The organism is Enterobacter sp. V87_3 (genome assembly GCF_029967835.1).
Classification (GTDB): Bacteria; Pseudomonadota; Gammaproteobacteria; order Enterobacterales; family Enterobacteriaceae; genus Enterobacter; species Enterobacter cancerogenus.
On the sequence record NZ_JASCAM010000028.1, the window covers coordinates 60,414 to 84,283 of the forward strand.

A 23,870-nucleotide genomic window follows, 5' to 3' on the forward strand; every position below is an offset into this window, starting at 1 on the left:
ACAGCATCACTCTTCCAGCGAATACGGCAGCGGCTCGATGCTCAGGGTATTGGCATCATCCCGCACGCGGAATACGCTGTCGGCTTCCATATCGTTATTCATGACCACCTGAACCAGCACGCGGCCGTCGTCCAGCTGTACGGCGGCTAATACGGTGCCGGTACGGCGCCAGTTATCACCCATCTTCAGCTCGATATCTTCACCTGCTTGTGGAACGCGTCCGGCATGTCCCGCCAGGGTCCACAGCGCGCGCTTGTTCGCCCCACGGAATTTAGCGCGAGCCACCATTTCCTGGCCGGTATAACAACCTTTCTTAAAGCTGATGCCCCCCAGCGCCTGCAGGTTAGTCGCCTGCGGAATAAACTGGGCGCTGTTTGCAGCGTCGATTACCGGCAGACCCGCTTCGATATTCAGCGCCAGCCACTGCTGGCTATTGTTGAACTGCGCTTCACCGCGCAGGGCCTCGGTAACGCGTTCAGCCGTTGCCTCGTCGGTCACCAGCAGAAAACGTTCGGCCGGATGTTCAAACCACAGCAGGGAGGTAACGCCTTCGCTGACCAGCGGTTTGTCAGCATCCGGAAGCGCGGCAAACAGGTTTTTCAGCGCGGCGCGCGCCTGGAAACCCGCCACGCCCAGCAGAACATGTTCATCATCCGGGGCGATGGTGACTTTGGAAAAGACCGCGTACTTTTTCAGTTCGGCCAGTTGGGCATCGCGCAGGCTACGGCGTTCGATAAAGGCAAAACCGTCCTGACGACGGAACAGACGCAGGTTGCTCCACATCTTGCCTTTAGGATCGCAGTGCGCCGCCAGCAAATGCTGATGCTCGGTCAACTGGGCGACGTCAGCCGTCACCTGACCCTGCAGGTATTTTTCGCTGTCCGCACCGGTGAGCGTCGCCAGTGCCCAGTCATCAAGAGTAATAAGCGTCAGCGGCAGACGCGCGGAGGCGGCAGGCTGGCGAGGAGAAAATGGTGTAAATGCCATAAGGATGTCCTGAATTGCTTAACGCTTTGATAATGCCTAATGGTAAAAGAGACTGTCGGCATTGCAAGTGCTTTCAGCAGGCCATTCGTGCCATCGAAGACTTCTGCGTAGTGCCACGCAAAATTATGTAATCCGTTGTCTTAGTGGGGGATAATCTGGCAGCCCGCTTCCAGGTCGTAATATTCCAGTAAAGAAACGGTCAAAAACACGTTACACTAGCGAGTGTTCCCACAAAGAAATAAAGCACCTGTAATGGGATACCGACTGTGCCAAATGTAATGCAGGAAACAGAACATGGATATTAACAACAAGGCCCGTATTCACTGGGCGTGCCGTCGCGGTATGCGTGAACTTGATATCTCCATCATGCCGTTCTTTGAGTATGAGTACGACACCCTGAGCGATGACGATAAGCGGCTCTTTGTGCGCCTGCTCGAATCAGACGATCCGGATTTATTCAACTGGCTGATGAATCACGGCAAACCCGCCGACACCGAGTTGCAACGGATGGTGCAATTAATTCAAACACGGAATCGGGAACGTGGTCCTGTGGCAATCTGAACTTCGCGTCTCATGGCGCTCGCAGTGGATGTCTTTATTGCTCCACGGCCTGGTGGCGGCCTTTGTATTACTGATGCCGTGGCCCCTCAGCTACACGCCTCTGTGGTTGCTGCTGCTGTCATTTGTGGTGTTTGACAGCGTGCGCAGCCAGCGCCGGATTAATGCCCGTCAGGGTGAGATCAAACTGCTGATGGATTCCCGCCTGCGCTGGCAGGGAAAAGAGTGGGACATCATCGGTACGCCGTGGATGCTCAATTCCGGCATGATGCTGCGCTTGCGAAGCGTGGATGGAGAGCGTCGGCAGCACCTGTGGCTGGCGGCTGACAGTATGGACGCTGCCGAGTGGCGGGATCTGCGCCGGACGATGTTGCAACAGCCGACGCAGGATTAACGGCGCGCTAGCTGAACTGCTCGGCCATTTCACCCAAAATTTGTTCGCACCAGTTTTGCAGGCGCTCGTCGCTGAGATCGTACTGATTGGTTTCATCCAGCGCGAGCCCAACAAAGAGCTGACCGTCGGCGACGATCGGCTTTTTACTGGTGAACTCGTAGCCTTCAGTGGGCCAGTAGCCGATAAATTTCGCCCCTTTTGGTGCCAGCTTGTCGTGCAGCATTCCGAGCGCGTCCAGGAACCACTCGCCGTAGCCCAGCTGGTCGCCCATGCCGTACATCGCAATGATTTTGCCGTCAAGATTGAGCGTATCGAGTTGGTCCCAGATGGCTTCCCAGTCTTCCTGGATCTCACCGAAATCCCAGGTCGGGATACCGAGGATCAGCACGTCGTACTGCTCCATCAGCGCGGGGGCATCATCTTTCAGGTTATGCAGCGTCACCAGTTCCGGGCCAATGATGTCGCGGATTTTTTCCGCCGCCATTTCGGTGTAGCAGGTGCTGGAGCCGTAAAACAGACCAATATTCATCGCGTAACAATCTCAATTCTTGCTATGACATTGCGCGTAGTGTACCAGAAACCGATGACAATCAGGCATAATGGGAAGATTGCAGAATCAAAGGGGCCGATGTGGAAAAGGATCTCGCACTTGTCGAACAGTTTCTTGATGCGCTGTGGCTGGAGAAGAATCTGGCCGAAAATACGCTCAGCGCCTACCGACGGGACCTCACCATGCTGGTGGAATGGCTGTCGCGCAGAAAACTCTCACTTGAGACCGTGCAGCACGACGACCTTCAGGCGCTGCTGGGCGAGCGCGTGGACGGCGGCTACAAAGCCACCAGCTCCGCGCGTCTGTTAAGCGCCATGCGTCGCCTGTTCCAGCATCTTTTCCGCGAGAAGATCCGCGCGGACGATCCCTGCGCGCTGCTGGCATCGCCCAAGCTTCCGCAGCGGCTGCCTAAAGATCTCAGCGAAGCACAAGTTGAGAGATTATTAAAGTCGCCCGCGGTTGACCTGCCGCTGGAGTTACGCGATAAAGCCATGCTTGAGTTATTGTATGCAACCGGCCTGCGCGTCTCTGAGCTTGTTGGGCTAACGATGAGCGATATCAGCCTGCGTCAGGGCGTGGTGCGCGTCATCGGTAAAGGTAACAAAGAGCGTCTGGTGCCGCTGGGCGAAGAGGCGGTGTACTGGCTGGAGACCTATCTGGAACACGGTCGGCCATGGCTTCTGAACGGCGTGTCTATCGATGTTCTCTTCCCGAGCCAGCGCGCGCAGCAGATGACGCGACAAACGTTCTGGCATCGCATCAAGCATTACGCCACACTGGCAGGTATAGACAGTGAAAAGCTGTCGCCGCACGTTTTGCGTCATGCCTTCGCGACGCATCTGTTAAACCACGGCGCGGATTTACGCGTGGTGCAGATGCTGTTAGGACACAGCGATCTTTCAACGACGCAAATTTACACCCATGTCGCGACGGAACGCCTGCGGCAGCTACACCAACAGCACCACCCTCGTGCGTGAGTGCAGACGAATTGTAACAGGATCAACTATGAAAAAGTCTTTCGCGCTGTTCACTTTGCTGGCAGCTTCTTTTACCGGTTTTGCCCACGCTGACGATGCCGCCATTAAACAGTCGCTGACCAAGCTGGGCGTGACCAGCAGCGACATTCAGCCTGCACCGGTTGCAGGGATGAAAACGGTATTGACCAACAGCGGCGTGCTGTACGTGACCGAAGACGGTAAACACATCATCCAGGGCCCAATGTACGACGTGAGCGGCGCGCAGCCGATCAACGTGACCAACCAGTTGCTGATGAAAAACCTGAACGCGCTTGAAAAAGAGATGATTGTCTATAAAGCCGCGCAGGAAAAACATGTCATTACCGTCTTCACCGACATCACCTGTGGCTATTGCCACAAGCTGCATGAAGAGATGAAAGACTACAACGCCCTGGGGATCACCGTGCGCTATCTGGCCTTCCCGCGCGCTGGCGTACAGAGCCAGCCGGAGCAGGATATGAAGGCCATCTGGTGTGCGAAAGACCGCAACAAAGCGTTTGATGATGCCATGAACGGTAAAGGCGTTAAGCCTGCCACCTGTGATATCGACATCGCTAATCACTACGCGCTTGGCGTGCAGTTTGGCGTTAGCGGTACGCCGGCGATCGTGCTGAGCAACGGCTACGTTGTGCCGGGCTATCAGGGGCCAAAAGAGATGAAAGCATTCCTCGACGCGCACCAGAAACAGACTGGTGGTAAATAATCCGCGTGAAAGCCCCGATAACATTGCGCCGCCGCGACGCGGCTGACACGACAGGTTTACCCGCCGATCTTCCGCCGCTGTTAAAGCGGCTGTATGCCAGCCGTGGTGTCAAGACGGCAGAAGATCTTGAGCGCAGCGTCAAGGGCATGTTGCCCTGGCAGCAGCTCAGCGGTGTCGAAAAAGCGACTGAGATGCTCTACAACGCGTTCCGTGAAGGGACGCGGATTGTGGTGGTAGGGGACTTTGACGCCGATGGCGCAACCAGCACCGCGCTGAGCGTTCTCAGCCTGCGCGCGCTGGGCTGCGATAACGTTGCGTATCTGGTGCCGAATCGTTTTGAAGACGGTTACGGCCTCAGCCCGGAAGTGGTCGATCAGGCTCACGCGCGCGGCGCGCAGATGATCATGACCGTGGATAACGGGATCTCCTCCCATGCGGGCGTCGATCGTGCCCATGCGCTGGGGATCCCGGTGCTGGTCACCGATCATCACCTGCCGGGGGATACCCTGCCGGATGCCGAAGCCATCATTAACCCCAACCTGCGCGACTGTGATTTCCCGTCGAAATCTCTGGCGGGCGTCGGCGTGGCGTTTTATCTGATGCTGGCGCTGCGCACGCTGCTGCGCGATAAAGGCTGGTTTGAATCGCGCGGTATTGCCGTGCCGAACCTGGCGGAATATCTCGATCTGGTGGCGCTGGGTACCGTGGCGGACGTGGTGCCGCTCGACACCAATAATCGCATTTTGACCTGGCAGGGCTTAAGCCGCATCCGGGCGGGCAAGTGCCGTCCTGGGATCAAAGCGCTGCTGGAAATTTCTAACCGCGATCCGCTCAAGCTGGCGGCCAGCGATCTCGGCTTTGCTCTTGGGCCTCGTCTCAACGCGGCGGGGCGGCTGGACGATATGTCCGTCGGCGTGGCGCTGCTGCTGTGCGACAACATCGGCGAAGCGCGCGTACTGGCGAACGAGCTGGATGCCCTGAACCAGACCCGCAAAGAGATTGAGCAGGGGATGCAGGCCGAAGCGTTGACCCTGTGCGAAAAGCTGGAGCGCAGCGGCGATACGTTGCCGGGCGGGCTGGCGATGTATCATCCCGAGTGGCACCAGGGCGTTGTCGGCATTCTGGCGTCGCGCATTAAAGAGCGCTTCCACCGCCCGGTGATCGCCTTTGCGCCTGCGGGAGACGGCACGCTGAAAGGCTCGGGCCGCTCGATTCAGGGGCTGCACATGCGCGATGCGCTGGAGCGTCTTCACACGCTTCATCCGAATCTGATGATTAAGTTCGGCGGCCACGCAATGGCGGCGGGCCTGTCGCTGGAAGAGGCGAAGTTTGACGAGTTTCAGCGGCTGTTTGGCGAACTGGTGACCGCGTGGATCGATCCGGCGCTGCTGCACGGTGAAGTGGTCTCTGACGGTGAACTCCCGGCAGCCGAAATGACCATGGAAACGGCGCAGATGCTGCGCGATGCCGGTCCATGGGGGCAGATGTTCCCTGAACCGCTGTTCGATGGCCGCTTCCGTCTGCTACAACAGCGCATTGTCGGCGAACGTCACCTCAAGGTGATGGTTGAGCCTGTGGGCGGCGGCCCGCTTCTGGACGGGATTGCGTTTAACGTGGACACCTCCGTCTGGCCGGACAACGGCGTGCGTGAGGTAGAACTGGCCTATAAGCTCGATATTAACGAGTTTCGCGGTAATCGCTCCCTGCAAATCATCATCGACAATATCTGGCCAATTTAGCGTCAGTAAAGCTACAAAAAAGGGCGTGGATTCGGTACAATCCCGCTCTTATCACCGCATTCTGACAAGCTCATAAAAGAAAACAGACCATGTTTGAAATTAATCCGGTAAAAAACCGCATTCAGGACCTCACGGAGCGCTCCGACGTTCTTAGGGGGTATCTTTGACTACGATGCCAAGAAAGAGCGTCTCGAAGAAGTAAACGCCGAGCTGGAACAGCCGGACGTCTGGAACGAACCTGAACGCGCGCAGGCGCTGGGTAAAGAACGTTCCTCCCTCGAAGCCATCGTAGACACGCTGGATCAAATGGCACAGGGTCTGGAAGATGTTTCCGGTCTGCTGGAGCTGGCCGTCGAAGCCGACGACGAAGAGACCTTTAACGAAGCCGTAGCAGAACTCGACGTTCTGGAAGAGAAGCTGGCACAGCTTGAATTCCGCCGCATGTTCTCCGGCGAGTACGATAGCGCAGACTGCTATCTCGATATTCAGGCAGGTTCCGGCGGTACCGAAGCACAGGACTGGGCCAGCATGCTGACGCGTATGTACCTGCGTTGGGCGGAAGCGCGTGGCTTCAAAACCGAAATTATCGAAGAGTCCGAAGGTGAAGTTGCGGGTCTGAAATCCGTGACCATCAAAATCATCGGCGATTACGCTTACGGCTGGCTGCGTACCGAAACTGGCGTACACCGCCTGGTGCGTAAGAGTCCGTTTGACTCCGGCGGTCGTCGCCATACCTCCTTCAGCTCCGCATTCGTCTACCCGGAAGTGAATGATGATATCGACATTGATATCAACCCGGCGGATCTGCGTATCGACGTTTACCGCGCATCCGGTGCAGGTGGTCAGCACGTTAACCGTACGGAATCCGCGGTGCGTATTACCCACATTCCAACCGGGCTGGTGACGCAGTGCCAGAACGACCGTTCCCAGCATAAGAACAAAGACCAGGCCATGAAGCAGATGAAAGCGAAGCTTTATGAACTGGAAATGCAGAAGAAAAATGCTGAGAAGCAGGCGATGGAAGATAACAAATCCGACATCGGCTGGGGCAGCCAGATCCGTTCTTACGTCCTTGATGACTCCCGCATCAAAGACCTGCGTACCGGGGTTGAAACCCGTAACACGCAGGCGGTGCTGGACGGCAGCCTGGACCAATTTATCGAAGCAAGTTTGAAAGCAGGGTTATGAGGAACCAACATGTCTGAACAACAATCACAGGGCGCTGACGCGGTAGTCGATCTTAACAACGAACTGAAAACCCGCCGCGAGAAGCTGGCTGCACTGCGCGAGCAGGGCGTGCCGTTCCCGAACGATTTCCGTCGTGACCACACCTCAGACCAACTGCACGCTGACTTCGACGCGAAAGAGAACGAAGAGCTGGAAGCGCTGAACGTCGAAGTGGCCGTTGCTGGCCGTATGATGACCCGCCGTATTATGGGTAAAGCTTCCTTCGTGACGCTGCAGGACGTGGGCGGCCGTATTCAGCTGTACGTTTCCCGTGACGATCTGCCGGAAGGCATCTACAACGAGCAGTTCAAGAAGTGGGACCTCGGCGATATCCTCGGCGCGAAAGGCAAGCTGTTCAAAACCAAGACCGGCGAGCTGTCTATCCACTGCACCGAGCTGCGTCTGCTGACCAAAGCCCTGCGCCCGCTGCCGGATAAATTCCACGGCCTGCAGGATCAGGAAGCGCGCTACCGTCAGCGTTATCTGGATCTCATCTCTAACGATGAATCCCGCAAGACCTTCAAAATTCGCTCTCAGATCATGGCCGGTATTCGCCAGTTCATGGTGAATCGCGACTTTATGGAAGTGGAAACCCCGATGATGCAGGTGATCCCTGGCGGCGCATCTGCGCGTCCGTTCATCACTCATCACAACGCCCTGGACCTCGACATGTACCTGCGTATCGCGCCGGAACTGTACCTGAAGCGTCTGGTGGTGGGTGGTTTCGATCGCGTGTTCGAAATCAACCGTAACTTCCGTAACGAAGGCATCTCCGTGCGTCATAATCCAGAGTTCACCATGATGGAACTCTATATGGCGTATGCAGATTACAAAGATCTGATCGAGCTGACCGAGTCCCTGTTCCGTACCCTGGCGCAGGATATTCTGGGCACCACGGAAGTGCCTTACGGTGAAGAGGTCTTCGACTTCGGCAAGCCGTTTGAAAAACTGACCATGCGTGAAGCGATCAAGAAATACCGTCCGGAAACCGAGATGGCCGATCTGGATAACTTCGATTCGGCGAAAGCGATCGCCGAAAGTATTGGTATCAAGGTTGAGAAGAGCTGGGGTCTGGGCCGTATCGTGACCGAGATCTTCGAAGAAGTGGCCGAAGCGCACCTGATTCAGCCAACCTTCATCACTGAGTATCCGGCTGAAGTTTCTCCGCTGGCGCGTCGTAATGACGAGAACCCGGAAATCACCGATCGCTTTGAGTTCTTCATCGGCGGCCGTGAAATCGGCAACGGCTTTAGCGAGCTGAACGATGCAGAAGATCAGGCGCAGCGCTTCCAGGACCAGGTAAATGCGAAAGCAGCCGGTGATGACGAAGCGATGTTCTTCGATGAAGACTATGTGACCGCGCTGGAACACGGCCTGCCGCCTACTGCGGGCCTGGGTATTGGTATCGACCGTATGGTTATGCTGTTCACCAACAGCCACACCATCCGTGACGTGATCCTGTTCCCGGCGATGCGTCCGGTGAAATAAGTCGTTAAGACTAAAAAAAGCCCCGTGCGATGTTCGCCGGGGCTTTTTTATTGCGCGGCGAAGGCACGAAGCGCGTCGCGCGCGACCGTTACCTCCATGCTCATCCACGGGCTAAAGGCCCACGGTGCGGCATCGAGTGCGCGGAACAGCGCCTCAAGTTCAACCCACTGACAGTCCATCACTTCGTCTTCGTTGAGGGCGATGTCATTGATAACGCGCGCGGCATAGACCGGACAAATTTCGTTCTCGACGATCCCGGAAGGGTCTGTTTCGCAGTAGCGAAATTCCGTTGCCACCGGGGTAATGTCGACGAGCTCTGCGCCCACTTCGAAGCGGCAGCGGCGGATAATCGCCTGTTCAATCTCTTCACCCGTTTGCGGATGACCACATACGGAGTTGGTCCAGACGCCCGGCCAGGCTTTTTTACTCATTGCACGTCGGGTGACGAGACATTCACCCTGGTTATTGAACAGCCAGGATGAGAAGGCCTTATGTAGCGGCGTGTTAGACGTATGCGCGGCATACTTTTCCTGGGTGCCAATCGTCTTTCCCTGATTGTCCACTAAAATCACATGTTCCTGAATACTCATTCTTGCTCCAGTACCAAATTGCCGGAAAGGGCTGAATCATTATACGGCATTCTTATACGAACGGTTTGACCCGCAGAGCGGAAAAGGGCATGACCCAAACGAGGATCGACTGTTATCATAGTGCGCCATTCACGCTGAACGAGGATCTGATTTGTTTGCAGGAAGCCTGACCAGAAAGCCCATCACCGCCGTTTTCTGCCTGACGCTTGCGCTAATGTTAGCGGGATGTTCCGGCAGTAAATCCTCCGATATGGGCAGTTATTCCGGCGCGGTTTATACCGTAAAGCGCGGTGATACGCTGTACCGTATTTCGCGTGCGACGGGTACCAGCGTGAAGGAACTGGCGCGTCTGAATAATATCTCGCCGCCTTACACCATTGAGGTGGGGCAGAAGCTCAAGGTTAACGGCGGCTCTTCTGCAAAGAAATCGGGATCGTCAAAAGGCAAAACCGCCAAAGTGACGCCGTCCTACACGGTGCCGCAATCCTCCTGGCCGCCGGTCGGCCAACGCTGCTGGATTTGGCCAGCCAGCGGCAAAGTGGTCGTGCCGTACTCCTTATCTGAGGGCGGCAATAAAGGCATTGATATCGCGGCGGCGCGCGGAACCCCGGTCTATGCGTCCGGCGCCGGGAAGGTGGTTTACGTCGGCAACCAGCTGCGCGGATACGGTAATCTCATCATGATTAAGCACGGTGAAGACTACATCACGGCTTATGCGCACAACGACACAATGCTGGTTAATAACGGGCAAAACGTGAAGGCCGGGCAGAAGATCGCGACGATGGGCAGCACCGGAACGGACTCGGTGAAACTTCATTTCCAGATCCGCTATAAGGCTACCGCCATCGATCCGCAGCGTTATCTCCCGGCACCGGGCGGTAAACCGAAGTGCTAAGTGATTATTTTATCGCCGGTTAGCGTTGCGAAGGCTTGTCTCAAAATGCGTAAGGTCTATAATGCCTTACGCACCTCAAAGCGGGCGTAGTTCAATGGTAGAACGAGAGCTTCCCAAGCTCTATACGAGGGTTCGATTCCCTTCGCCCGCTCCAAAAGACTCCCTTTATTGCAAAACGCCATTATAATTCCTCCTTTATCAAGAAATTACCTTAGCTAAGTTGTCTCTAATCGTTCTATCATTGAACGATGATTTACCAACACAAGGTACATTGTTAGTTGTCACGGATACTTACTACTGAAATGAGAGTAAAACTCTTCTTCGGCGGCAGTTCCAGCCTTATACCGCGATAATCCAACATGGAGGAAAAGCCGGATCCGGGCATTGTCTCTTACACCAGACTGATCATACGTATTTCAAACCCGATGTGCGGCACTATGAGCCACGTAAACAGATTTATGGTGAACGGTACTTGCGCACCACATGCAAGCTTAATCAGCATTTCAACCACGCTCCGAAAGGTAAACGGTATCCTTGGTGCTGTATCACCAACGGGGCTTTATGGCTAATATTATCTAAAATCGGGGGGAAGAGAAAAGGCTGGTGGGTTCCAGCCTTTGGCGGTCATCTCACCTTCTTGAAGATGAGAAGGATCAGAGGTACGCAGACAGCGAAACCAACAATAGAGGCTAACGCTGAAGCAGAGTGATTTTGCGATAGATCCTTAACAAACCAAGTGCATTGAGAAGGTGTAAACTCCCCGCCCTGGCTCATTGTCTCTGAGAAGTTAACGGCGAAGACCAGATCGAAATACAGCACGATAACGTAATACGCTAAACAGATCAGCGCGATACTCACCCACCTGATCCAGAACTTCTTATTCATCATCTCACCTTTTTAAAGATCAGTAGTATGAGAGGCACGCAGATCGCAAAGCCAAAAAGGGCGACAGTAAAAACGCCATCAGTGGCTTGCATGATCGAGTCTATAGACGCGTGGTATTCTTTTAATGGGATTGGGCCAGAAAACCTCATACTTTCACTCTCGCTGAATGCGGAAAAAGAGAAGGTAGATAGCACCAGTGCGATAAAGTAGCATAGCGATACAATGACAATCCCACCCCATCGGAAAACGGTTTTTGTTCTATTCGTCATCGCCATAAGATCCCCTTAATACACCACCTCCAGTGCCGCCGGAATACGGAGACAATGAATCGCCAGTGGCTGCACCTTCCGCAGCAACATGCTGAACTACCCCGCCGGGAGTTTCCTGGAATGGTTGTAAGTTACCTGAATTAGGATATTGCTCTTTGAATACTCCTGTCATCTCAACGACAAGCATTGAGGATATATTTCCACTCTTCGCGATGAGAAATCTTTGCAGCGATACCGGAACGGTGAAATCTTCCACGGCTTCAATAGGTAGTTGGGTCGTCGTAGATGTGTAATCGTGCTCAAATACCGTAGAGCCAGCAAACTTAATCCCTGCAACTGAATGTGTGGTGCAGTTGCTGCCAGTTACGTCATACTCATCAATGGTATGGCCTCTCCTTCTTGTTGTCTCTGGCATTTTTGATGTTTGTATGGCTGGCTTACTGCTGTTCCAGAGGTCTTCGAAGAACACTCTTGTCTTCACCGGATCAGCATCGTCTATGCGGAAAACACGAGCACCCATCTCATAGAGTTCAGAACGATAGTAAACCCTTGCGTCTTCATCTTGCAGGAAGTTAAGAATACCATCTCCCGTAAAGCCTCCACGATTGGTTCTGCCGTAGCGACCATACGTGTAGAGATAGACATTATTATTCTCGTGCACCGAAACGAAAGCGTGACCTGCGTTTTTGGTTTCAGTCCAGATGTAAACGCCGTTCAATAGCGGGTTATCTTCTGGTTTGCAGGTGTCAGCAAAGCTGTTTGGCTTTTTCGCTACCTGAGCGTGTTGTTCCGGCTCTTGCACTGGGTCAGATACGGCTTTTGTTTCCACTGGTGCAGAGGTAGCTCTCACGGGTTCCTGGTAAGGGCCGTGTTTCATAAAAGTATGGGTGGCAATGAAAAAAGCCTTGCACGGGCAGGTCGAACGGCTGTAAATCGTACTGGCGGCTAACTGCCCATGAATATATTCTCCAGGGTATCCACCAACCACGCTGAAAATGCCTGGGTGTTTACCGCAGGATACCTGGCAGCCTACTGTTGCTTGTCTGTTTAGATTCGGGCCAATCTGCTTCCCTTTCGGATGTCCGGTCAGTACAGATCCCCCGCATGTTGTTTTATCGCCTTTCACAACCCAAAAGCCTATAGCCATTTTCTGAACTCCTTATTTTAGAGTGCGACTGAAGCGAGAAAATCGGCTGGCATTGCGGGGCTATTATCTAACTGGCACAGAAGAGCATAGTCTTGTGGGGTACTGATAATCACATCACCGTTATCAAGCTGACTTCCTACGAGTGCATAAGAAACGCCACTCCCGTTAGTATTGACTGATCCCGATCCGTTGATGATTTTCGCGCGTGTTCCGTCAGGGTAAACAACGTAATCACCAACCATTGCCCGATTAACTTCACTCCCGTCCTCAAGGGTAAAAGAGTCGTTAGCGCTGGCTTTCTCAATCTTCCCGCCGTTCTGGGTGAGTGCTCCAGTAGTGGCAAAACGCCAAATCGCCAGTAAAGAACGGTCTTTCATTTCTTCAACATGAGATTTGAAAATCTGGCGTTGTTCGTCGTCTGCGTTTGCCAGTTGCTCTGCACTGAATGGATTCTTAAATGATGCGAGCACAGGCGGGGTAAGTTCGTTGGTGTACTGTTTCATAAGTCCCTCTACTTGTTATGGAAATAATCACAGCGGTCATTTTACAAGCAATGGCTACATGAGCAACAAGTACTAGACCTAAGTGAAACTGCGTTTCGTAACAAAGTGAGAGATGGTTAGTGAGGCTGAAATTTTAGTTAAGTGGTGATAAAGGATAGGGGCTGGTGGCTTGTCGCTGCGCGATTGCGTGAGGTGCTGAACGGGGCAAAAAATGACGTACCCCATTCTGACAGCCACCCCGCCCAAATATCCGTGGGCTGGTGGAAATGGGGCGCTGATCGCCCCTATTGACTGCTGCAACCACTGATCCGGGTTACTCGGATTGTACTTACGCTTTAGCTCTTCCCACTCTAACAGCAGGTGATTTCTGAACCGTCGAGCCTCATTGAGATTGCGGGTTGAGGTGGTTTTACGCCACATCCGGCACGGATATAAAAATCGTAGATACTTCGGAACGAAAATCTGGAACATCCAGATCCCATCCTTTCTCTGAAATAAGTAAGCCTGGCCCTTGATTGAAACGATAATGATCCTCTATTATCACGTAATCAGTTACCTATTCTGATTACAACTCGTTATCTGTCAGTAGGTTACAGAAGTGGAATGGATTTTTGTTCGATTCCCTTCGCCCGCTCCAGTCTTCTGAAAATCAATAATTTACTATCCCTCAGTTAGTTACTTTTGGACAGATTCATCCAATGCATTTCAAGCCCGATGTGCGGCCCTATGAACCACGTAAACAGGTGAATAGTGGTAATCCGGTAGTTACAAGCCCGCCTCTGCCAGCGCTTCGCTCACACTCCTAACGGTACACGAGCACCCTGATAAGGTGTGATCCCTCTGACAATCCGATTTGGTTACTGGTGACTTTCGCAAAACGAAACCAACCAGGTTGGCCTGATGAAGTCGCTACGCTTGTTGCTTGTACCACTAACGGGGCTTTATGGCTGCTATTGTCTGAAATCTCATACATTGCATAAACATCATATGGATTGCTGTAAAGTTCATCAGTATGATTGCTTGCACAATCAGCGAATGGATACACTTTTGGAAGATAAGGGACGGGACAATATGAAAGTGACTGATGAGGCTTTGTTACGTTCAGGATTTACACCATCGGATTTGCAGAAAATAAAAAACAACGTTGAAAGCTACGGCGGAACCTTGGGGGAAGCGATTCAGGATCTGGCTAATCGATTCAGGATTGTTCTATGGATCTTTTACGCTTTCATAGCAATATTTCTCTGGGTGATTATTTCAAATGAAATAGAATACATCATATCAACTGGGATCAGTTTATCTATAGCAATGTTGATTGCTGTTTTTGTTCAACCGCCAGTCCTTTCTTACAAATCCTGGCGGTTCTGGAGAAAATACAGGGGTTAATGATTTGGTGCTTCGGTGGAAAGCAGATCAAAAATAACTTTGGCTTTGATACCGTATCCTACTATTTTCATAGTTAATTTGGGGCGGCTCATTGTGTTGACTTTGCGGTAGTAATCGTGGGGAAGCCAACGGAACAATCGCCAGGCTCCTGCTTTTCGCGCTAATCCAACAATGCTGTAGATGTTTGCGCTTAGTGTTAGTGTGTTATAAAAAGCCAGACCAGATTTAGCCTTAAACCCCATAAACTGAGCAATATTAATTACTTTGTCAGCGACCACACCTTCAGAGTTGGATTTCCCCTCAGATAAAAATTTATTCACTTCTTTAGTTATACCGTTAGTGCCATCAGCAACTAAGATTGCACCAGCGAGGACTCCAATAGGGGTCATCGTCGAGATCATGATCATTCCGCCGTAGAAAACCATCCCTGATATAATAATATTCACAGCCGAAATCATATATCCGACGATTTTATTATTTTCCTTAACAAATTCGACCTTCGCGTAAAGCTGTGCGGCTCTGGTTCTTAACAGGCGTTCTTGTTCGTGCAGATTATCCGTTTCGGCACGCAGATTTTTGATGCATGCAATGCATTCTTCATCGGTTTTAGCTCGTCGTGCAGTTTCAAATTCTTTATCTACAACCTGTTTTATCTCTTCAACAAACTTGATTCGTGTAAGACCATCCTGCAAATAGAATGCTGACAGCCGGTTTGCTGTTTCGACGAGTTTCCGGGCTTCCAGATTCACCATGGTATCTGACCATGTTCTGTTCCATCCCCTATTAAGCAGCGCGATATCCATAAAGCCTCCTTTCCCAAATGTATCTGGTCATTTTACGTGCAATAAAGTCGGAGGCAACAGGAAATACATTTCCCAATATCTGATTTTAGCGGAAAGAACACATGTTCAAACCTTGAAACTCCACGCCACAATTCTTTATTTTTCATTGTCCGACGTTCCAAACGTATTGAAGTATGGGCAGGACTGCGAGCGAGTCACCAACGTGACCAAGTAAATGCTGTTTTCGTATCCCCTATATTCTCCAGTGCAGCCTCGCATCCATGCCCGGCAAAAAATCCAGCCGACGACAAGCCACAGCACTAAGAGTGCCGCAATCTCAAAGTATATTTTCATGGTTGTTTTTATAGATTTGATTACTAATGTGGTAATGATTTGAAGGGGTATTTTGTAAGGTAGCGGCTGACAGGACAAGCAACTAATTCTAATTGGATATTAGCAATACTGATAATTCGCTTATGATAATAAGAAAAGGGGCTTTAGCTACTTGTACACTAATCATTTTCACAACCCGCCCCGTGGGTGCCCCGCTTCGCCTGCGCCAGGCCTTGTTTAAAAGCGCTTTTCTTCGTCAAATATCGCTTCATGATGCCTGCCTTTCGTTCCGTCTGACAATGTCAGGCAGGAAACCAACCAGAGCATGACATGCACAAAAACATGAAGCATCCGGCGTGAGCAGCGTTGTGACTGTCTTTTCGTTTACCCACCTTATAGCCACAACGATCGCCTGAGGCTATGCTTCATCCTGCATCATAATAATTAAGAGGCAATGTCATGGATAAAGAGCTCCTGGAAGCGGGGTACCGGGCCTATACCGGTGAAAAAATTGATGTCTATTTCAACACCGGCATCTGCAAACACTCGGGAAACTGCGTGCGCGGCAGCGCGGCGCTGTTCGACCTGAAACGTAAACCGTGGATTATGCCTGATGAAGTGGACGCTGAAACGGTTGTACGCGTCATTGATACCTGCCCAAGCGGTGCGCTGAAGTATCGCCAAAAATAAGTGAGGAACCATGGATATTCTGGAAGGCCATAATATGTTTTACGTGAACGATGCGAACGGGAATAAGGTTGCCGAGATTGTTTTCGTGCCAACCGGCGAGCACCTGAGCATTATTGAGCATACCGACGTTGACCCAAGCCTGAAAGGGCAGGGCGTTGGCAAACAGCTGGTGGCGAAAGTGGTGGAAAAAATGCGCGGTGAGCAGCGTAAAATTATCCCGCTCTGCCCGTTTGCCAAACACGAGTTTGATAACACCCGCGAGTATGACGATATTCGCGCCTGATCCGTCGACAGGGACGTCATCAACACCCATCCGCATGTAACAGCCTGAAAAATAAAGACCTGTTAATTAGCATGGTGATTAATTGTAAATGAGAATGATCTTGATATTCATTCTCATTGGCATTAATGTTTGCTCGTTGTTTATTCAATTTACGGGCGAAACCTTCAAATATAGAAGGTAAGACATTGATCACTATGAAAAAGAATAGTTTTACGGCATGGCTGCTTTTCTGTAGCACTCTGGTCCTGACTGGCTGCCAGTCAATGGATACTCCACCGCAGCCTGCTGCGCAACTTCCTCTCACCTCTCGCATTATTGATGCGCAAACGGGCAAGACGCTTACGCCCGATGCACTTCTGGCGGTGCTGAGCCGTGCGCCGACGGCGATCGTCGGTGAAGAGCACACCAACGCCGATCATCACGCCATTGAGCTTTGGCTTTTGCAAAACATGGTCAAGAAACGCCCGCAGGGCAGCGTGTTGCTGGAGATGTTAACCCCAGACCAACAGCCTGCGGTTGACCGTGTTAAACAGGCGCTGCATGACGGGGCCGCAATGCGCGAGCCGCGGATCCAGGAGGCGCTGCGCTGGAACGCGGGGTGGCCGTGGCCGCTGTATGGCGCGCTGGTGATGACCGCGCTTAAGGCCGATTACCCTTTGCTGGCGGCCAATATTACGCGCGAACGGATCGGCGAAATTTACCAAAATCCCGTTTTCCCGGCGGGTGAAAACTCCTCTCAGAAAACTGTCCGCGACGCTCAGGCGTCCATCATCTACCTGATGCACGGCGGCGACATCCAGGCGGCGCAGATACAGGCGATGGTCGCTATCCAGCAAAACCGCGATCGGGCGATGGCGCAGGCGCTGATCGACGCGCCTAAGCCTGCTGTTCTGTTCGCCGGTGGCTACCATGCGGCGAAAGATATCGGTGTGCCAGTGCACATCCAGGATCTCAACGGCTCCGCGCCTGTCGTCCTGATGCTCGCGACTGAAGGCACCACGATAACGGCGAAGCAGGCGGATTACGTCTGGTTTGTGCCGGCCAGCAAACCATGAACCTGCACTGTGATATTCGCGCGCCCTGGGTAAGAGGGGCGGCCACCAGCGTCATTGCGCACGCCGCCATTGCGCTGCCGTTTATCCTGCATTTCGCCAGCCTGCCGCCGGTAGCCTCCCCGGCGGCGGTCATGGTCGCCTGGTCACCCGAGCTTGAAGTCTCGCTGCTTCACCCGACGCTGCCCCCCGGCATCAGCCAGCAGCGGAAGGTTGAGGCGATGAGCGCCGAAGACGCGCCGCAGCGTAAAGAAATGCCGGTGCTGCCGGTCGTCGACGAGGCGGAATTCCAGACGGTGGCGCGCAAGCCCGTGCAAAAAACGGTGAAAAAAACCGAGGTGAAAAAGACACCTCACCAGCAGCAGCGGGAAGAGAAGGGCAACGCGACCCTGACCAGCCGCGCGGCACCGCCCGTGCAGGCCATCGTCAGCACGCGCAACGCCGCGCCGCTTGATACGGACTCCGCCGTGCAAAGTCGCCAGACAATCGGCTGGGAGGCGCTGGTGAAAGGCAAAATCAACCGCATGCGCAATTACCCCGAAGATGCCCGACGGCGCAAACGCACCGGCACAGTGGTGATTGCCTTTAGCGTGAATGGCCGGGGTGAAGTGCTGGCCAGTCGGCTGGTGGACTCCTCCGGCACGCTGTCGCTTGACCGCGCCGCGCTGGATGCCCTGCAAAAAGCGCAGCCGCTCCCGCAGCCGCCGGCCAGTATTTTGCGCAACGGTATTCATAACGTGACGTTACCCGTGGAGTTTACGCTTCTCAGGATTTAAAACCGAAAGGACGACAAATGCACTATTTCCGGTTAATGGCCGCAGGCATTCTGCTTGCGGCACAGTGGGCTATTGCCCAAAACCTGCCGCAGCCGCCGGTGGCCAAAAAAGTGACCCATGCGACGGAAATGTTTGGCGACACACGTCAGGACGACTATGCCTGGATGCGCGACGATACCCGCCAAAATAAAACGGTGCTGGATTATCTGCGTCAGGAGAATCTCTACACGCAGCATATTTCCGCCACGTGGCAGCCGTTAAAAACGCAGATATATAAAGAGATGCAGGCGCGACAGGTTGAGGATAATTATACCCAGCCGGTACGTAAGGGACATTACCTTTATAAAGTCGACTATCAGCGCGGGGCGAATTTTCCGCGGATCCTGCGCCAGAAAGAGGGCGAGACGAAATGGGCACTGGTGCTGGATACCGCCGGGCGCAGCAAAAATCACGACTATTATGCGCCGGGGCGTTTTACCGTCAGTGAAGATAATCGCTATATCGCGCTGGCGGAAGATTATACCGGCGACGGGCAGTACCGTATCTCGGTCTATGACAGCCAGAATCGGCAATGGCTGAAAACGCAAATTAAACAGGCCTCTGACGATATCGTTTTCAGCAATGACGGCAAACTGCTCTATTACGTGGCACTTCAGCCCGAGACGCTAACGCCAGACAACGTAATGCGCGTGGAGTTAAGCACCGGAAACAGGCACGCCATCTGGCAGGAAAAAGACGGCCAGTTTTATACCGGCATCGCGCGTTCGGCCTCAGATAAGTATTTACTTATTACCCTTAGCGCCAATGATACCTCCGAAGTGCGCTATCTCGCTTTAGATCATCGCGATGCGCCTTTGCAGCTCCTACGCCCGCGCAGCAGCGGGACGGAATATTACGCCGATCACGCCAATGGCCGCTTTTATATTCGCAGTAACCACCAAAATAAACGCTTTGGCCTGTATCAGGGGGTCGGAAAAACGGCCTGGCAGCGGGTACTGACGCCTGAGAAAGATTATGAGCTGGAAGGGTTTACCTTATTTAACCGTGCGGTGGTGGTCGCAGAGCGCTACGACGGGAAAACCCATTACCGCAAATTGAATTTTGCGGACAACCACTGGCAGTCATTACATTTTCCGGATCAAACCTATATGGCGCGGACCGGCAATAATAGCGATGGCCGCGCCACCGTCTTTCACTATATCTACGCCTCGCTCGACCGCCCGCTTGGGTATTACACCTGGGATCTGGCGAGCGGTAAGGTCACGCGCATCCATCAAAAAGCCGTCCCCGGGCTGGTGGAAGGCACCTATACCAGCAGGCTGATCTTCGTTCCCGCGCGCGACGGCGAGTCCATTCCCGTGTCGCTTGTCTGGCGAAAAGATCGCTTTACGCAGGGACATAACCCGCTGCTGGTTTACGGCTACGGGGCCTACGGCATGAGCCTGGACGCGGCGTTCAGCGTGCCGCGCATGAGCCTGCTGGATCGCGGTTTTGTCTTCGCGCTGGCGCACGTGCGCGGCGGCGGCGAGAAGGGCATGGGCTGGTATCTGGCGGGCAAAAAAGCCAATAAGCAGAACAGCTTCAACGACGTTATCGACGCCACGCGGGGCCTGGTGAAACAGGGCTATGGCGACGCCCGTCGCGTCTACGGCATGGGCGGCAGCGCGGGCGGCCTGCTGCTTGCGGGTGCGGTGAACCAGGCACCAGATCTTTTCCAGGCCGTGGTGCTGCAGGTGCCGTTTGTCGATGTGCTCAACACCATGCTGGATAAAACCCTGCCGCTCACTCAGCAGGAGTACGGCGAATGGGGCAATCCTAATACGGTAGCAGACTACAACGCCATCAGAGCCTGGAGCCCCTACGACAATATTACGCCAAACGCCTGGCCGACGATGCTTGTCACCACAGGGCTGTATGACTCCCGCGTGCCTTACTGGGAAGCGGCAAAGTACGTCGCGCGTCTGCGCGCAACCAATACGCAAAAAAATAACGTTCAGCTCCTGAACGTCAATATGAATTCGGGGCATAGCGGCCGCAGCGGTCGTTATTCCCGTCTTGAGGACTCCGCCGAGGCGTTTAGTTTCCTCATTTTTGTTGATAGCCAGAAAAATAAATAAGGGGTGTATTTTGAAAAGCACACACGTCGTTGGCTATATGCTGACAGGGTGTCTTATTGTTCCCGTTACCACCTTCTCCGCTGAGAAAGAAGGGGAATCGGTATTTTCGACATTGACCATTACGGATAACGCACAGGCGGAAACGAACCATCCCGGCTCGTCGGCAGAAACCTATACGCGCCCGGGTGCCTACAGCTCGCGCACGCTGAACGAGAATCTGCAAAGCCTGGACGCCTCGTTGCGCAGCATGGCGGGGACATACACGCAAATCGATGCGCTACAGGGGGCGGTGAACGTTAACATTCGTGGGATGAGCGGGCTGGGGCGCGTTAATACCATGGTGGATGGCGTGACCCAGACATACTACGGTATGGCACCCACGACCTATCACTTCGGGCAAAATAACGGCGCAGGCGTGCTGATCGATCCTAACTTTCTTGCCGGGGTTGACGTTACGCGCGGCAGCAGCGCCGGATCGCAGGGCGTGAACGCCCTGGCGGGCAGCGCCAACATGCGCACGCTGGGCATTGACGATGTGATCAAAGCGGGAAGGCAAACCGGCGTCCTCTCGCGCTTTTCGGTTGGCGATAACGGCCTGGGGCGGACCGGGATGGTGACGGTGGCCGGTAAGGCCGATCCCTTTGATAACGGCGGGCTGGTTGGCGCGCTGGTGGGGATCAGCGGCAGCCGGACCTACGCCACCTTCGATAACGGCGGTGGGCGCAGCAGCAGTGAGTTTATCGGCGAGGACGTGAAGTATATGCGCCAGGAGCCACGCTCCCAGCTGTATAAGCTCAACTTTGATCCTAATCCGTACCATCACATCGAGTTTGCCGGGCGTAACTATCAAAACGTCTTTACCCGACGCGATATCACCAGCGACGATTACTACCTGCGCTACAACTTTGCGCCGCTCACCGAGCTGATCGATTTTAACCTGCTGGCCAGCACGAGCCGTGCCGAGCAGGATTACAAGCCGGAATCGCTGTACAACTTTAATAACGCCTCGACGGAGAATAAATCGAACGCGCTGGATATGAGTAACACCAGTCGGTTCCGCTACGCCGATATTGACGTCGCGTTTCTGTTCGGCGGTAAGCTGATGGACACCGAATACACCCGCCGTTTTGAGCAGGACAATGATACCGACAGGAACGCCTTTGTGCCGTCCGGTAAGCAGAAGATTTCGTCGCTTTATACCGGCTTAACCCTGAATAAAAGCATCTACCAGCTCGATCTCAACCTCAACTACACCCGCAGCAAGGTGTCAGGCATAAAACCGGCCTGTGACGCCAACGAAAAATGTTTCCCGCAGGGGGAGGCAACGATCGACCTGGACGATAAAGCGCTCAACCCGTCCGCGACCCTGTCTGCCCAGGTCACGCCATGGCTGCAGCCTTTCGTCGGCTGGAGTCGCTCCTCCCGCGCGCCTAACGTGCAGGAGGTCTTTTTCGCGAACGAGGGCGGCGCGTCGATGAACCCGTTCCTGAAACCGGAGAAGGCGGATACCTGGCAGGCGGGCGTCAATATCGTCAAAGAGGGGCTGCTGACGGAAAGGGATTCGTTCCACATGAAGGCGCTGGCCTACGAGTCGCGCATTAAAGATTACATCAACAGCGAATCCTTTTTCCTGTGCTACGACGGGTCGCGCTGCAAGGATATTGATAACTCGTCGAGCGGCTTCAATGCCAATATCTACATCAATACGCCGTCCCCGGTAACGTCCCGGGGATATGAAATCGAAGCCGGATACGATGTCGGCTATGCCTATGTCAACGTCACCTGGAGCAAGCAGCAGACGGATCAGCCTACCTCTATCGCCAGCACAAGCTACAGCTTTGCCTACGACGACATGAGCGATCTGCCTGACTATTACGCCACGCTGGATCTTGGCGCTCGCTTTTTCGATGAAAAGCTGGTGGTGGGGAGCCTGTTTAAATTCACCGGGAAATCAAAACGCCTGAGCACCGAAGGCATCAGTATTGATTCGAATACGGTCCCGAAAGAGAGCATGCCTGATATTCCGACCATCGTCGATCTCTACAGTAGCTATCAGGTGACGGATAACGTCCTGCTGCGTCTGGGCGTGCAGAATGTCACTAACCGCGATTACTCCGAGGCGCTCAACCGCATGAATCAGAGCCTGGACAATGCCGTTGAAGGGGCGTCGCTGAATACCACGGCGCGCGGCCGAACCTGGATTGCGGGCGGGGAAATTCGCTTCTGATAAAAAGCGGTGTTCAGCCGGGCGCTGAACACCGTGTGTTTAACCGACGAACATTACCGATACGCACAGCACGCCGACGATCAGCGTCAGCAGGTTGCCGATGGAGCGGTACGGCTTGAGCGAAGGGATAAGGTAGGTCGAAAGCGTTGGCATGATGAACAAGATCATGGCAATAAGCGGGCCGCTGATGGCGTAAATCATCGAGATGGCATTCGGATTAATGCAGCAGACCACAAAGGTGATCAGCGACACGCCCAGAATGGAAATCGCGCGGTTAAAGGCGCGGCTTTTCTTCACGCCCACCTGATTCAGGCCCGATTTGACGATCTCCGTTGCCCCTTCAATCACCCCGAAATAGGTGCCAAGGAACGATTTTGACATCGCGACAATCGCCACAATAATGCCGGAGACCCCCAGCCAGGCCGGAGACGAAGGCATCATCGACAGCGCAGAGAGGATGGTGACCCCTTCCTCTTTGGCGGCGACGATATAGGACGGCGGGATCGAGAGCAGGCAGCTGAACACAAAGAACAGCACGCTCAGGCAGATGATCAGGTAAGCCACCTTCATGATTTTTTTGCATTTACCCATGGCCGCGTCACCGTATTTTTCGCGACGGTCAACGGCAAACGTCGAGATAATCGGGGTATGGCTAAAAGCGAAAACCATCACCGGGATCGAAATCCACACCTGATGCAGCGTATGTTTATCGAACGCCATCTGGCTGGTCAGAAGCGTTGGCTCCCAGCTGCCGGTCAGATAGAGCGACACAAACAGGAAATAGGCAATCAGCGGGAAGACGAGGAAACCCATGACCTTGATGGTGATGTGGCGGCCCATCAGGAAGATCAGATTTAACACCAGCACCACGCCAAAGCTCACCAGCATGCGCTCCGGGAGCGTAATCGTCATGCGCTTCGCCAGCTGTTCGGTTAAGGAGTTGGTGATCGCCACCGCGTAGATCAGCACCACCACAAAGAAGGCGATGAAATAGAGCGTGGTGATCAGGTTACCGATCTTCTTGCCGTAGTAGTGATTCACCGCGCCGGTGATGCCCTCGTTGCCTGTGGTTTTCGAGGACAGGATAAACTGCGCGAGCGCTTTATGCGGCCAGTAGGTTAAGGGATATGCCACGAGGGCGGTAATCAGCAGGACGAGTGCGCCTGCGGAGCCGAGCTGAATGGGCAAGAACAGCGTTCCTGCGCCCACGGCAGTGCCGTAGAGGGCGAAACTCCAGAGAGTCTCTTCTTTTGACCAAATTTTCGACATTAGA

General features: G+C 53.7%; 24 protein-coding genes and 1 tRNA gene. 16 read left to right on the top strand and 9 right to left on the bottom strand.

Features of this window, described 5'->3' with window-relative positions:
- Nucleotides 1–6: 6 nt before the first annotated feature.
- Nucleotides 7–987, bottom strand: a complete 981-nt coding sequence (ygfZ, locus tag QLG21_RS17210; RefSeq protein WP_058608593.1) for a tRNA-modifying protein YgfZ — start codon at nucleotides 985–987, stop codon at nucleotides 7–9.
- Between the two features lie 294 nt (nucleotides 988–1,281).
- On the opposite strand from ygfZ, the gene sdhE reads away from it, so the two are divergent.
- Both sdhE and QLG21_RS17220 read left to right on the top strand, forming a co-directional pair.
- Nucleotides 1,282–1,548, top strand: coding sequence for an FAD assembly factor SdhE (gene sdhE, locus QLG21_RS17215; RefSeq protein ID WP_006178375.1), 267 nt, complete (start codon nucleotides 1,282–1,284; stop codon nucleotides 1,546–1,548).
- A complete protein-coding gene (locus tag QLG21_RS17220; protein ID WP_058608592.1) occupies nucleotides 1,529–1,939 on the top strand; it encodes a protein YgfX in 411 nt (136 codons plus the stop codon). Before sdhE ends, QLG21_RS17220 begins: the two co-directional genes overlap by 20 nt.
- A gap of 7 nt (nucleotides 1,940–1,946) precedes the next feature.
- Here the strand turns inward: QLG21_RS17220 and fldB are convergent, their stop codons facing one another.
- Nucleotides 1,947–2,468: a flavodoxin FldB gene (gene fldB / locus QLG21_RS17225; RefSeq protein WP_006178373.1), complete on the bottom strand. Its 522-nt coding sequence runs from the start codon at nucleotides 2,466–2,468 to the stop codon at nucleotides 1,947–1,949.
- Between the two features lie 101 nt (nucleotides 2,469–2,569).
- Here fldB and xerD point away from each other — a divergent pair, with 101 nt between their 5' ends.
- The 5 genes from xerD (at nucleotide 2,570) to lysS (ending at nucleotide 8,662) form a co-directional block, all read left to right on the top strand.
- The gene (gene xerD, locus QLG21_RS17230; protein ID WP_282484864.1) at nucleotides 2,570–3,466 is read left to right on the top strand and encodes a site-specific tyrosine recombinase XerD; all 897 of its coding nucleotides are present in this window, start codon (nucleotides 2,570–2,572) and stop codon (nucleotides 3,464–3,466) included.
- A 28-nt stretch (nucleotides 3,467–3,494) separates the two neighbouring features.
- Nucleotides 3,495–4,208, top strand: a complete 714-nt coding sequence (dsbC, locus tag QLG21_RS17235) for a bifunctional protein-disulfide isomerase/oxidoreductase DsbC (RefSeq protein ID WP_006178371.1) — start codon at nucleotides 3,495–3,497, stop codon at nucleotides 4,206–4,208.
- 5 nt (nucleotides 4,209–4,213) lie between these two features.
- Nucleotides 4,214–5,947, top strand: a complete 1,734-nt coding sequence (gene recJ, locus QLG21_RS17240) for a single-stranded-DNA-specific exonuclease RecJ (RefSeq protein ID WP_102890247.1) — start codon at nucleotides 4,214–4,216, stop codon at nucleotides 5,945–5,947.
- A gap of 89 nt (nucleotides 5,948–6,036) precedes the next feature.
- Nucleotides 6,037–7,135 (top strand): peptide chain release factor 2 gene (gene prfB / locus QLG21_RS17245; protein ID WP_282484865.1). Its coding sequence is split into 2 segments (ribosomal slippage): nucleotides 6,037–6,111 and nucleotides 6,113–7,135, totalling 1,098 coding nucleotides; the frame shifts between segments, so codons are not numbered across the junction.
- A gap of 9 nt (nucleotides 7,136–7,144) precedes the next feature.
- Nucleotides 7,145–8,662 carry a lysine--tRNA ligase gene (lysS, locus tag QLG21_RS17250; protein WP_006178365.1) on the top strand — a complete coding sequence of 506 codons (1,518 nt, stop codon included), beginning with the start codon at nucleotides 7,145–7,147 and terminating at the stop codon, nucleotides 8,660–8,662.
- A 47-nt stretch (nucleotides 8,663–8,709) separates the two neighbouring features.
- Here lysS and idi read toward each other — a convergent pair whose 3' ends face one another.
- Nucleotides 8,710–9,252 (bottom strand): isopentenyl-diphosphate Delta-isomerase, encoded by a 543-nt coding sequence (gene idi / locus QLG21_RS17255; RefSeq protein ID WP_282484866.1) that lies wholly within the window; start codon nucleotides 9,250–9,252, stop codon nucleotides 8,710–8,712.
- Nucleotides 9,253–9,403: 151 nt separating this feature from the next.
- Between idi and actS the strand changes: the two genes are divergently transcribed.
- Nucleotides 9,404–10,147 carry an amidase activator ActS gene (gene actS / locus QLG21_RS17260; protein ID WP_042321883.1) on the top strand — a complete coding sequence of 248 codons (744 nt, stop codon included), beginning with the start codon at nucleotides 9,404–9,406 and terminating at the stop codon, nucleotides 10,145–10,147.
- Nucleotides 10,148–10,227: 80 nt separating this feature from the next.
- Nucleotides 10,228–10,301 (top strand) — tRNA-Gly (locus QLG21_RS17265).
- A 470-nt stretch (nucleotides 10,302–10,771) separates the two neighbouring features.
- Here QLG21_RS17265 and QLG21_RS22140 read toward each other — a convergent pair.
- The 4 genes from QLG21_RS22140 to QLG21_RS22145 all read right to left on the bottom strand — a co-directional run bounded on the left by QLG21_RS22140 (nucleotide 10,772) and on the right by QLG21_RS22145 (nucleotide 13,482).
- The gene (locus tag QLG21_RS22140; RefSeq protein WP_337249755.1) at nucleotides 10,772–11,035 is read right to left on the bottom strand and encodes a hypothetical protein; all 264 of its coding nucleotides are present in this window, start codon (nucleotides 11,033–11,035) and stop codon (nucleotides 10,772–10,774) included.
- 255 nt (nucleotides 11,036–11,290) lie between these two features.
- Nucleotides 11,291–12,448, bottom strand: a complete 1,158-nt coding sequence (locus QLG21_RS17270; protein WP_282484867.1) for a PAAR domain-containing protein — start codon at nucleotides 12,446–12,448, stop codon at nucleotides 11,291–11,293.
- A 17-nt stretch (nucleotides 12,449–12,465) separates the two neighbouring features.
- Nucleotides 12,466–12,951 (bottom strand): PAAR domain-containing protein, encoded by a 486-nt coding sequence (locus QLG21_RS17275; protein ID WP_102890251.1) that lies wholly within the window; start codon nucleotides 12,949–12,951, stop codon nucleotides 12,466–12,468.
- Between the two features lie 78 nt (nucleotides 12,952–13,029).
- Complete coding sequence (locus tag QLG21_RS22145) at nucleotides 13,030–13,482, bottom strand: DUF6538 domain-containing protein (RefSeq protein ID WP_348994647.1); 453 nt, start codon at nucleotides 13,480–13,482, stop codon at nucleotides 13,030–13,032.
- 369 nt (nucleotides 13,483–13,851) lie between these two features.
- On the opposite strand from QLG21_RS22145, the gene QLG21_RS22150 reads away from it, so the two are divergent.
- On the top strand, nucleotides 13,852–14,337 hold the full coding sequence (locus tag QLG21_RS22150) for a hypothetical protein (protein ID WP_348994646.1): 486 nt from the start codon (nucleotides 13,852–13,854) through the stop codon (nucleotides 14,335–14,337).
- Here the strand turns inward: QLG21_RS22150 and QLG21_RS17285 are convergent.
- Nucleotides 14,334–15,140 (bottom strand): DUF4225 domain-containing protein, encoded by an 807-nt coding sequence (locus QLG21_RS17285; protein WP_102890252.1) that lies wholly within the window; start codon nucleotides 15,138–15,140, stop codon nucleotides 14,334–14,336. The genes QLG21_RS22150 and QLG21_RS17285 overlap by 4 nt on opposite strands.
- A 771-nt stretch (nucleotides 15,141–15,911) precedes the next feature.
- Between QLG21_RS17285 and yjdI the strand changes: the two genes are divergently transcribed.
- The 6 genes from yjdI (at nucleotide 15,912) to QLG21_RS17315 (ending at nucleotide 22,597) form a co-directional block, all read left to right on the top strand.
- Nucleotides 15,912–16,142: a 4Fe-4S mono-cluster protein YjdI gene (gene yjdI, locus QLG21_RS17290; protein WP_006178359.1), complete on the top strand. Its 231-nt coding sequence runs from the start codon at nucleotides 15,912–15,914 to the stop codon at nucleotides 16,140–16,142.
- Nucleotides 16,143–16,152: 10 nt separating this feature from the next.
- Nucleotides 16,153–16,425, top strand: coding sequence for a GNAT family N-acetyltransferase (locus QLG21_RS17295; RefSeq protein WP_088208591.1), 273 nt, complete (start codon nucleotides 16,153–16,155; stop codon nucleotides 16,423–16,425).
- Between the two features lie 194 nt (nucleotides 16,426–16,619).
- A complete protein-coding gene (locus tag QLG21_RS17300; protein ID WP_282484868.1) occupies nucleotides 16,620–17,480 on the top strand; it encodes a ChaN family lipoprotein in 861 nt (286 codons plus the stop codon).
- Nucleotides 17,477–18,253 carry an energy transducer TonB gene (locus QLG21_RS17305; protein WP_282484869.1) on the top strand — a complete coding sequence of 259 codons (777 nt, stop codon included), beginning with the start codon at nucleotides 17,477–17,479 and terminating at the stop codon, nucleotides 18,251–18,253. The genes QLG21_RS17300 and QLG21_RS17305 overlap by 4 nt, the downstream gene beginning before the upstream one ends.
- Before the next feature lie 17 nt (nucleotides 18,254–18,270).
- Nucleotides 18,271–20,370, top strand: coding sequence for a S9 family peptidase (locus tag QLG21_RS17310; RefSeq protein ID WP_282484870.1), 2,100 nt, complete (start codon nucleotides 18,271–18,273; stop codon nucleotides 20,368–20,370).
- Between the two features lie 10 nt (nucleotides 20,371–20,380).
- The gene (locus QLG21_RS17315; RefSeq protein WP_282484871.1) at nucleotides 20,381–22,597 is read left to right on the top strand and encodes a TonB-dependent receptor; all 2,217 of its coding nucleotides are present in this window, start codon (nucleotides 20,381–20,383) and stop codon (nucleotides 22,595–22,597) included.
- Between the two features lie 39 nt (nucleotides 22,598–22,636).
- Here the strand turns inward: QLG21_RS17315 and QLG21_RS17320 are convergent, their stop codons facing one another.
- Nucleotides 22,637–23,866 carry an amino acid permease gene (locus QLG21_RS17320; protein ID WP_058608570.1) on the bottom strand — a complete coding sequence of 410 codons (1,230 nt, stop codon included), beginning with the start codon at nucleotides 23,864–23,866 and terminating at the stop codon, nucleotides 22,637–22,639.
- Between the last annotated feature and the right edge of the window lie 4 nt (nucleotides 23,867–23,870).

Bases quoted from the DNA above. Each gene is read 5' to 3' on its own strand.
- lysS (WP_006178365.1), top strand. From the start codon at position 7,145: ATGTCTGAACAACAATCACAGGGCGCTGACGCGGTAGTCGATCTTAAC.
- dsbC (WP_006178371.1), top strand. From the start codon at position 3,495: ATGAAAAAGTCTTTCGCGCTGTTCACTTTGCTGGCAGCTTCTTTTACC.
- QLG21_RS17320 (WP_058608570.1), bottom strand. From the start codon at position 23,866: ATGTCGAAAATTTGGTCAAAAGAAGAGACTCTCTGGAGTTTCGCCCTC.
- QLG21_RS22140 (WP_337249755.1), bottom strand. From the start codon at position 11,035: ATGATGAATAAGAAGTTCTGGATCAGGTGGGTGAGTATCGCGCTGATC.
- yjdI (WP_006178359.1), top strand. From the start codon at position 15,912: ATGGATAAAGAGCTCCTGGAAGCGGGGTACCGGGCCTATACCGGTGAA.
- QLG21_RS17285 (WP_102890252.1), bottom strand. From the start codon at position 15,140: ATGGATATCGCGCTGCTTAATAGGGGATGGAACAGAACATGGTCAGAT.
- QLG21_RS17305 (WP_282484869.1), top strand. From the start codon at position 17,477: ATGAACCTGCACTGTGATATTCGCGCGCCCTGGGTAAGAGGGGCGGCC.
- QLG21_RS17270 (WP_282484867.1), bottom strand. From the start codon at position 12,448: ATGGCTATAGGCTTTTGGGTTGTGAAAGGCGATAAAACAACATGCGGG.
- ygfZ (WP_058608593.1), bottom strand. From the start codon at position 987: ATGGCATTTACACCATTTTCTCCTCGCCAGCCTGCCGCCTCCGCGCGT.
- idi (WP_282484866.1), bottom strand. From the start codon at position 9,252: ATGAGTATTCAGGAACATGTGATTTTAGTGGACAATCAGGGAAAGACG.
- QLG21_RS17300 (WP_282484868.1), top strand. From the start codon at position 16,620: ATGAAAAAGAATAGTTTTACGGCATGGCTGCTTTTCTGTAGCACTCTG.
- QLG21_RS17310 (WP_282484870.1), top strand. From the start codon at position 18,271: ATGCACTATTTCCGGTTAATGGCCGCAGGCATTCTGCTTGCGGCACAG.
- QLG21_RS17275 (WP_102890251.1), bottom strand. From the start codon at position 12,951: ATGAAACAGTACACCAACGAACTTACCCCGCCTGTGCTCGCATCATTT.
- sdhE (WP_006178375.1), top strand. From the start codon at position 1,282: ATGGATATTAACAACAAGGCCCGTATTCACTGGGCGTGCCGTCGCGGT.
- fldB (WP_006178373.1), bottom strand. From the start codon at position 2,468: ATGAATATTGGTCTGTTTTACGGCTCCAGCACCTGCTACACCGAAATG.
- QLG21_RS17295 (WP_088208591.1), top strand. From the start codon at position 16,153: ATGGATATTCTGGAAGGCCATAATATGTTTTACGTGAACGATGCGAAC.
- QLG21_RS22150 (WP_348994646.1), top strand. From the start codon at position 13,852: ATGAAGTCGCTACGCTTGTTGCTTGTACCACTAACGGGGCTTTATGGC.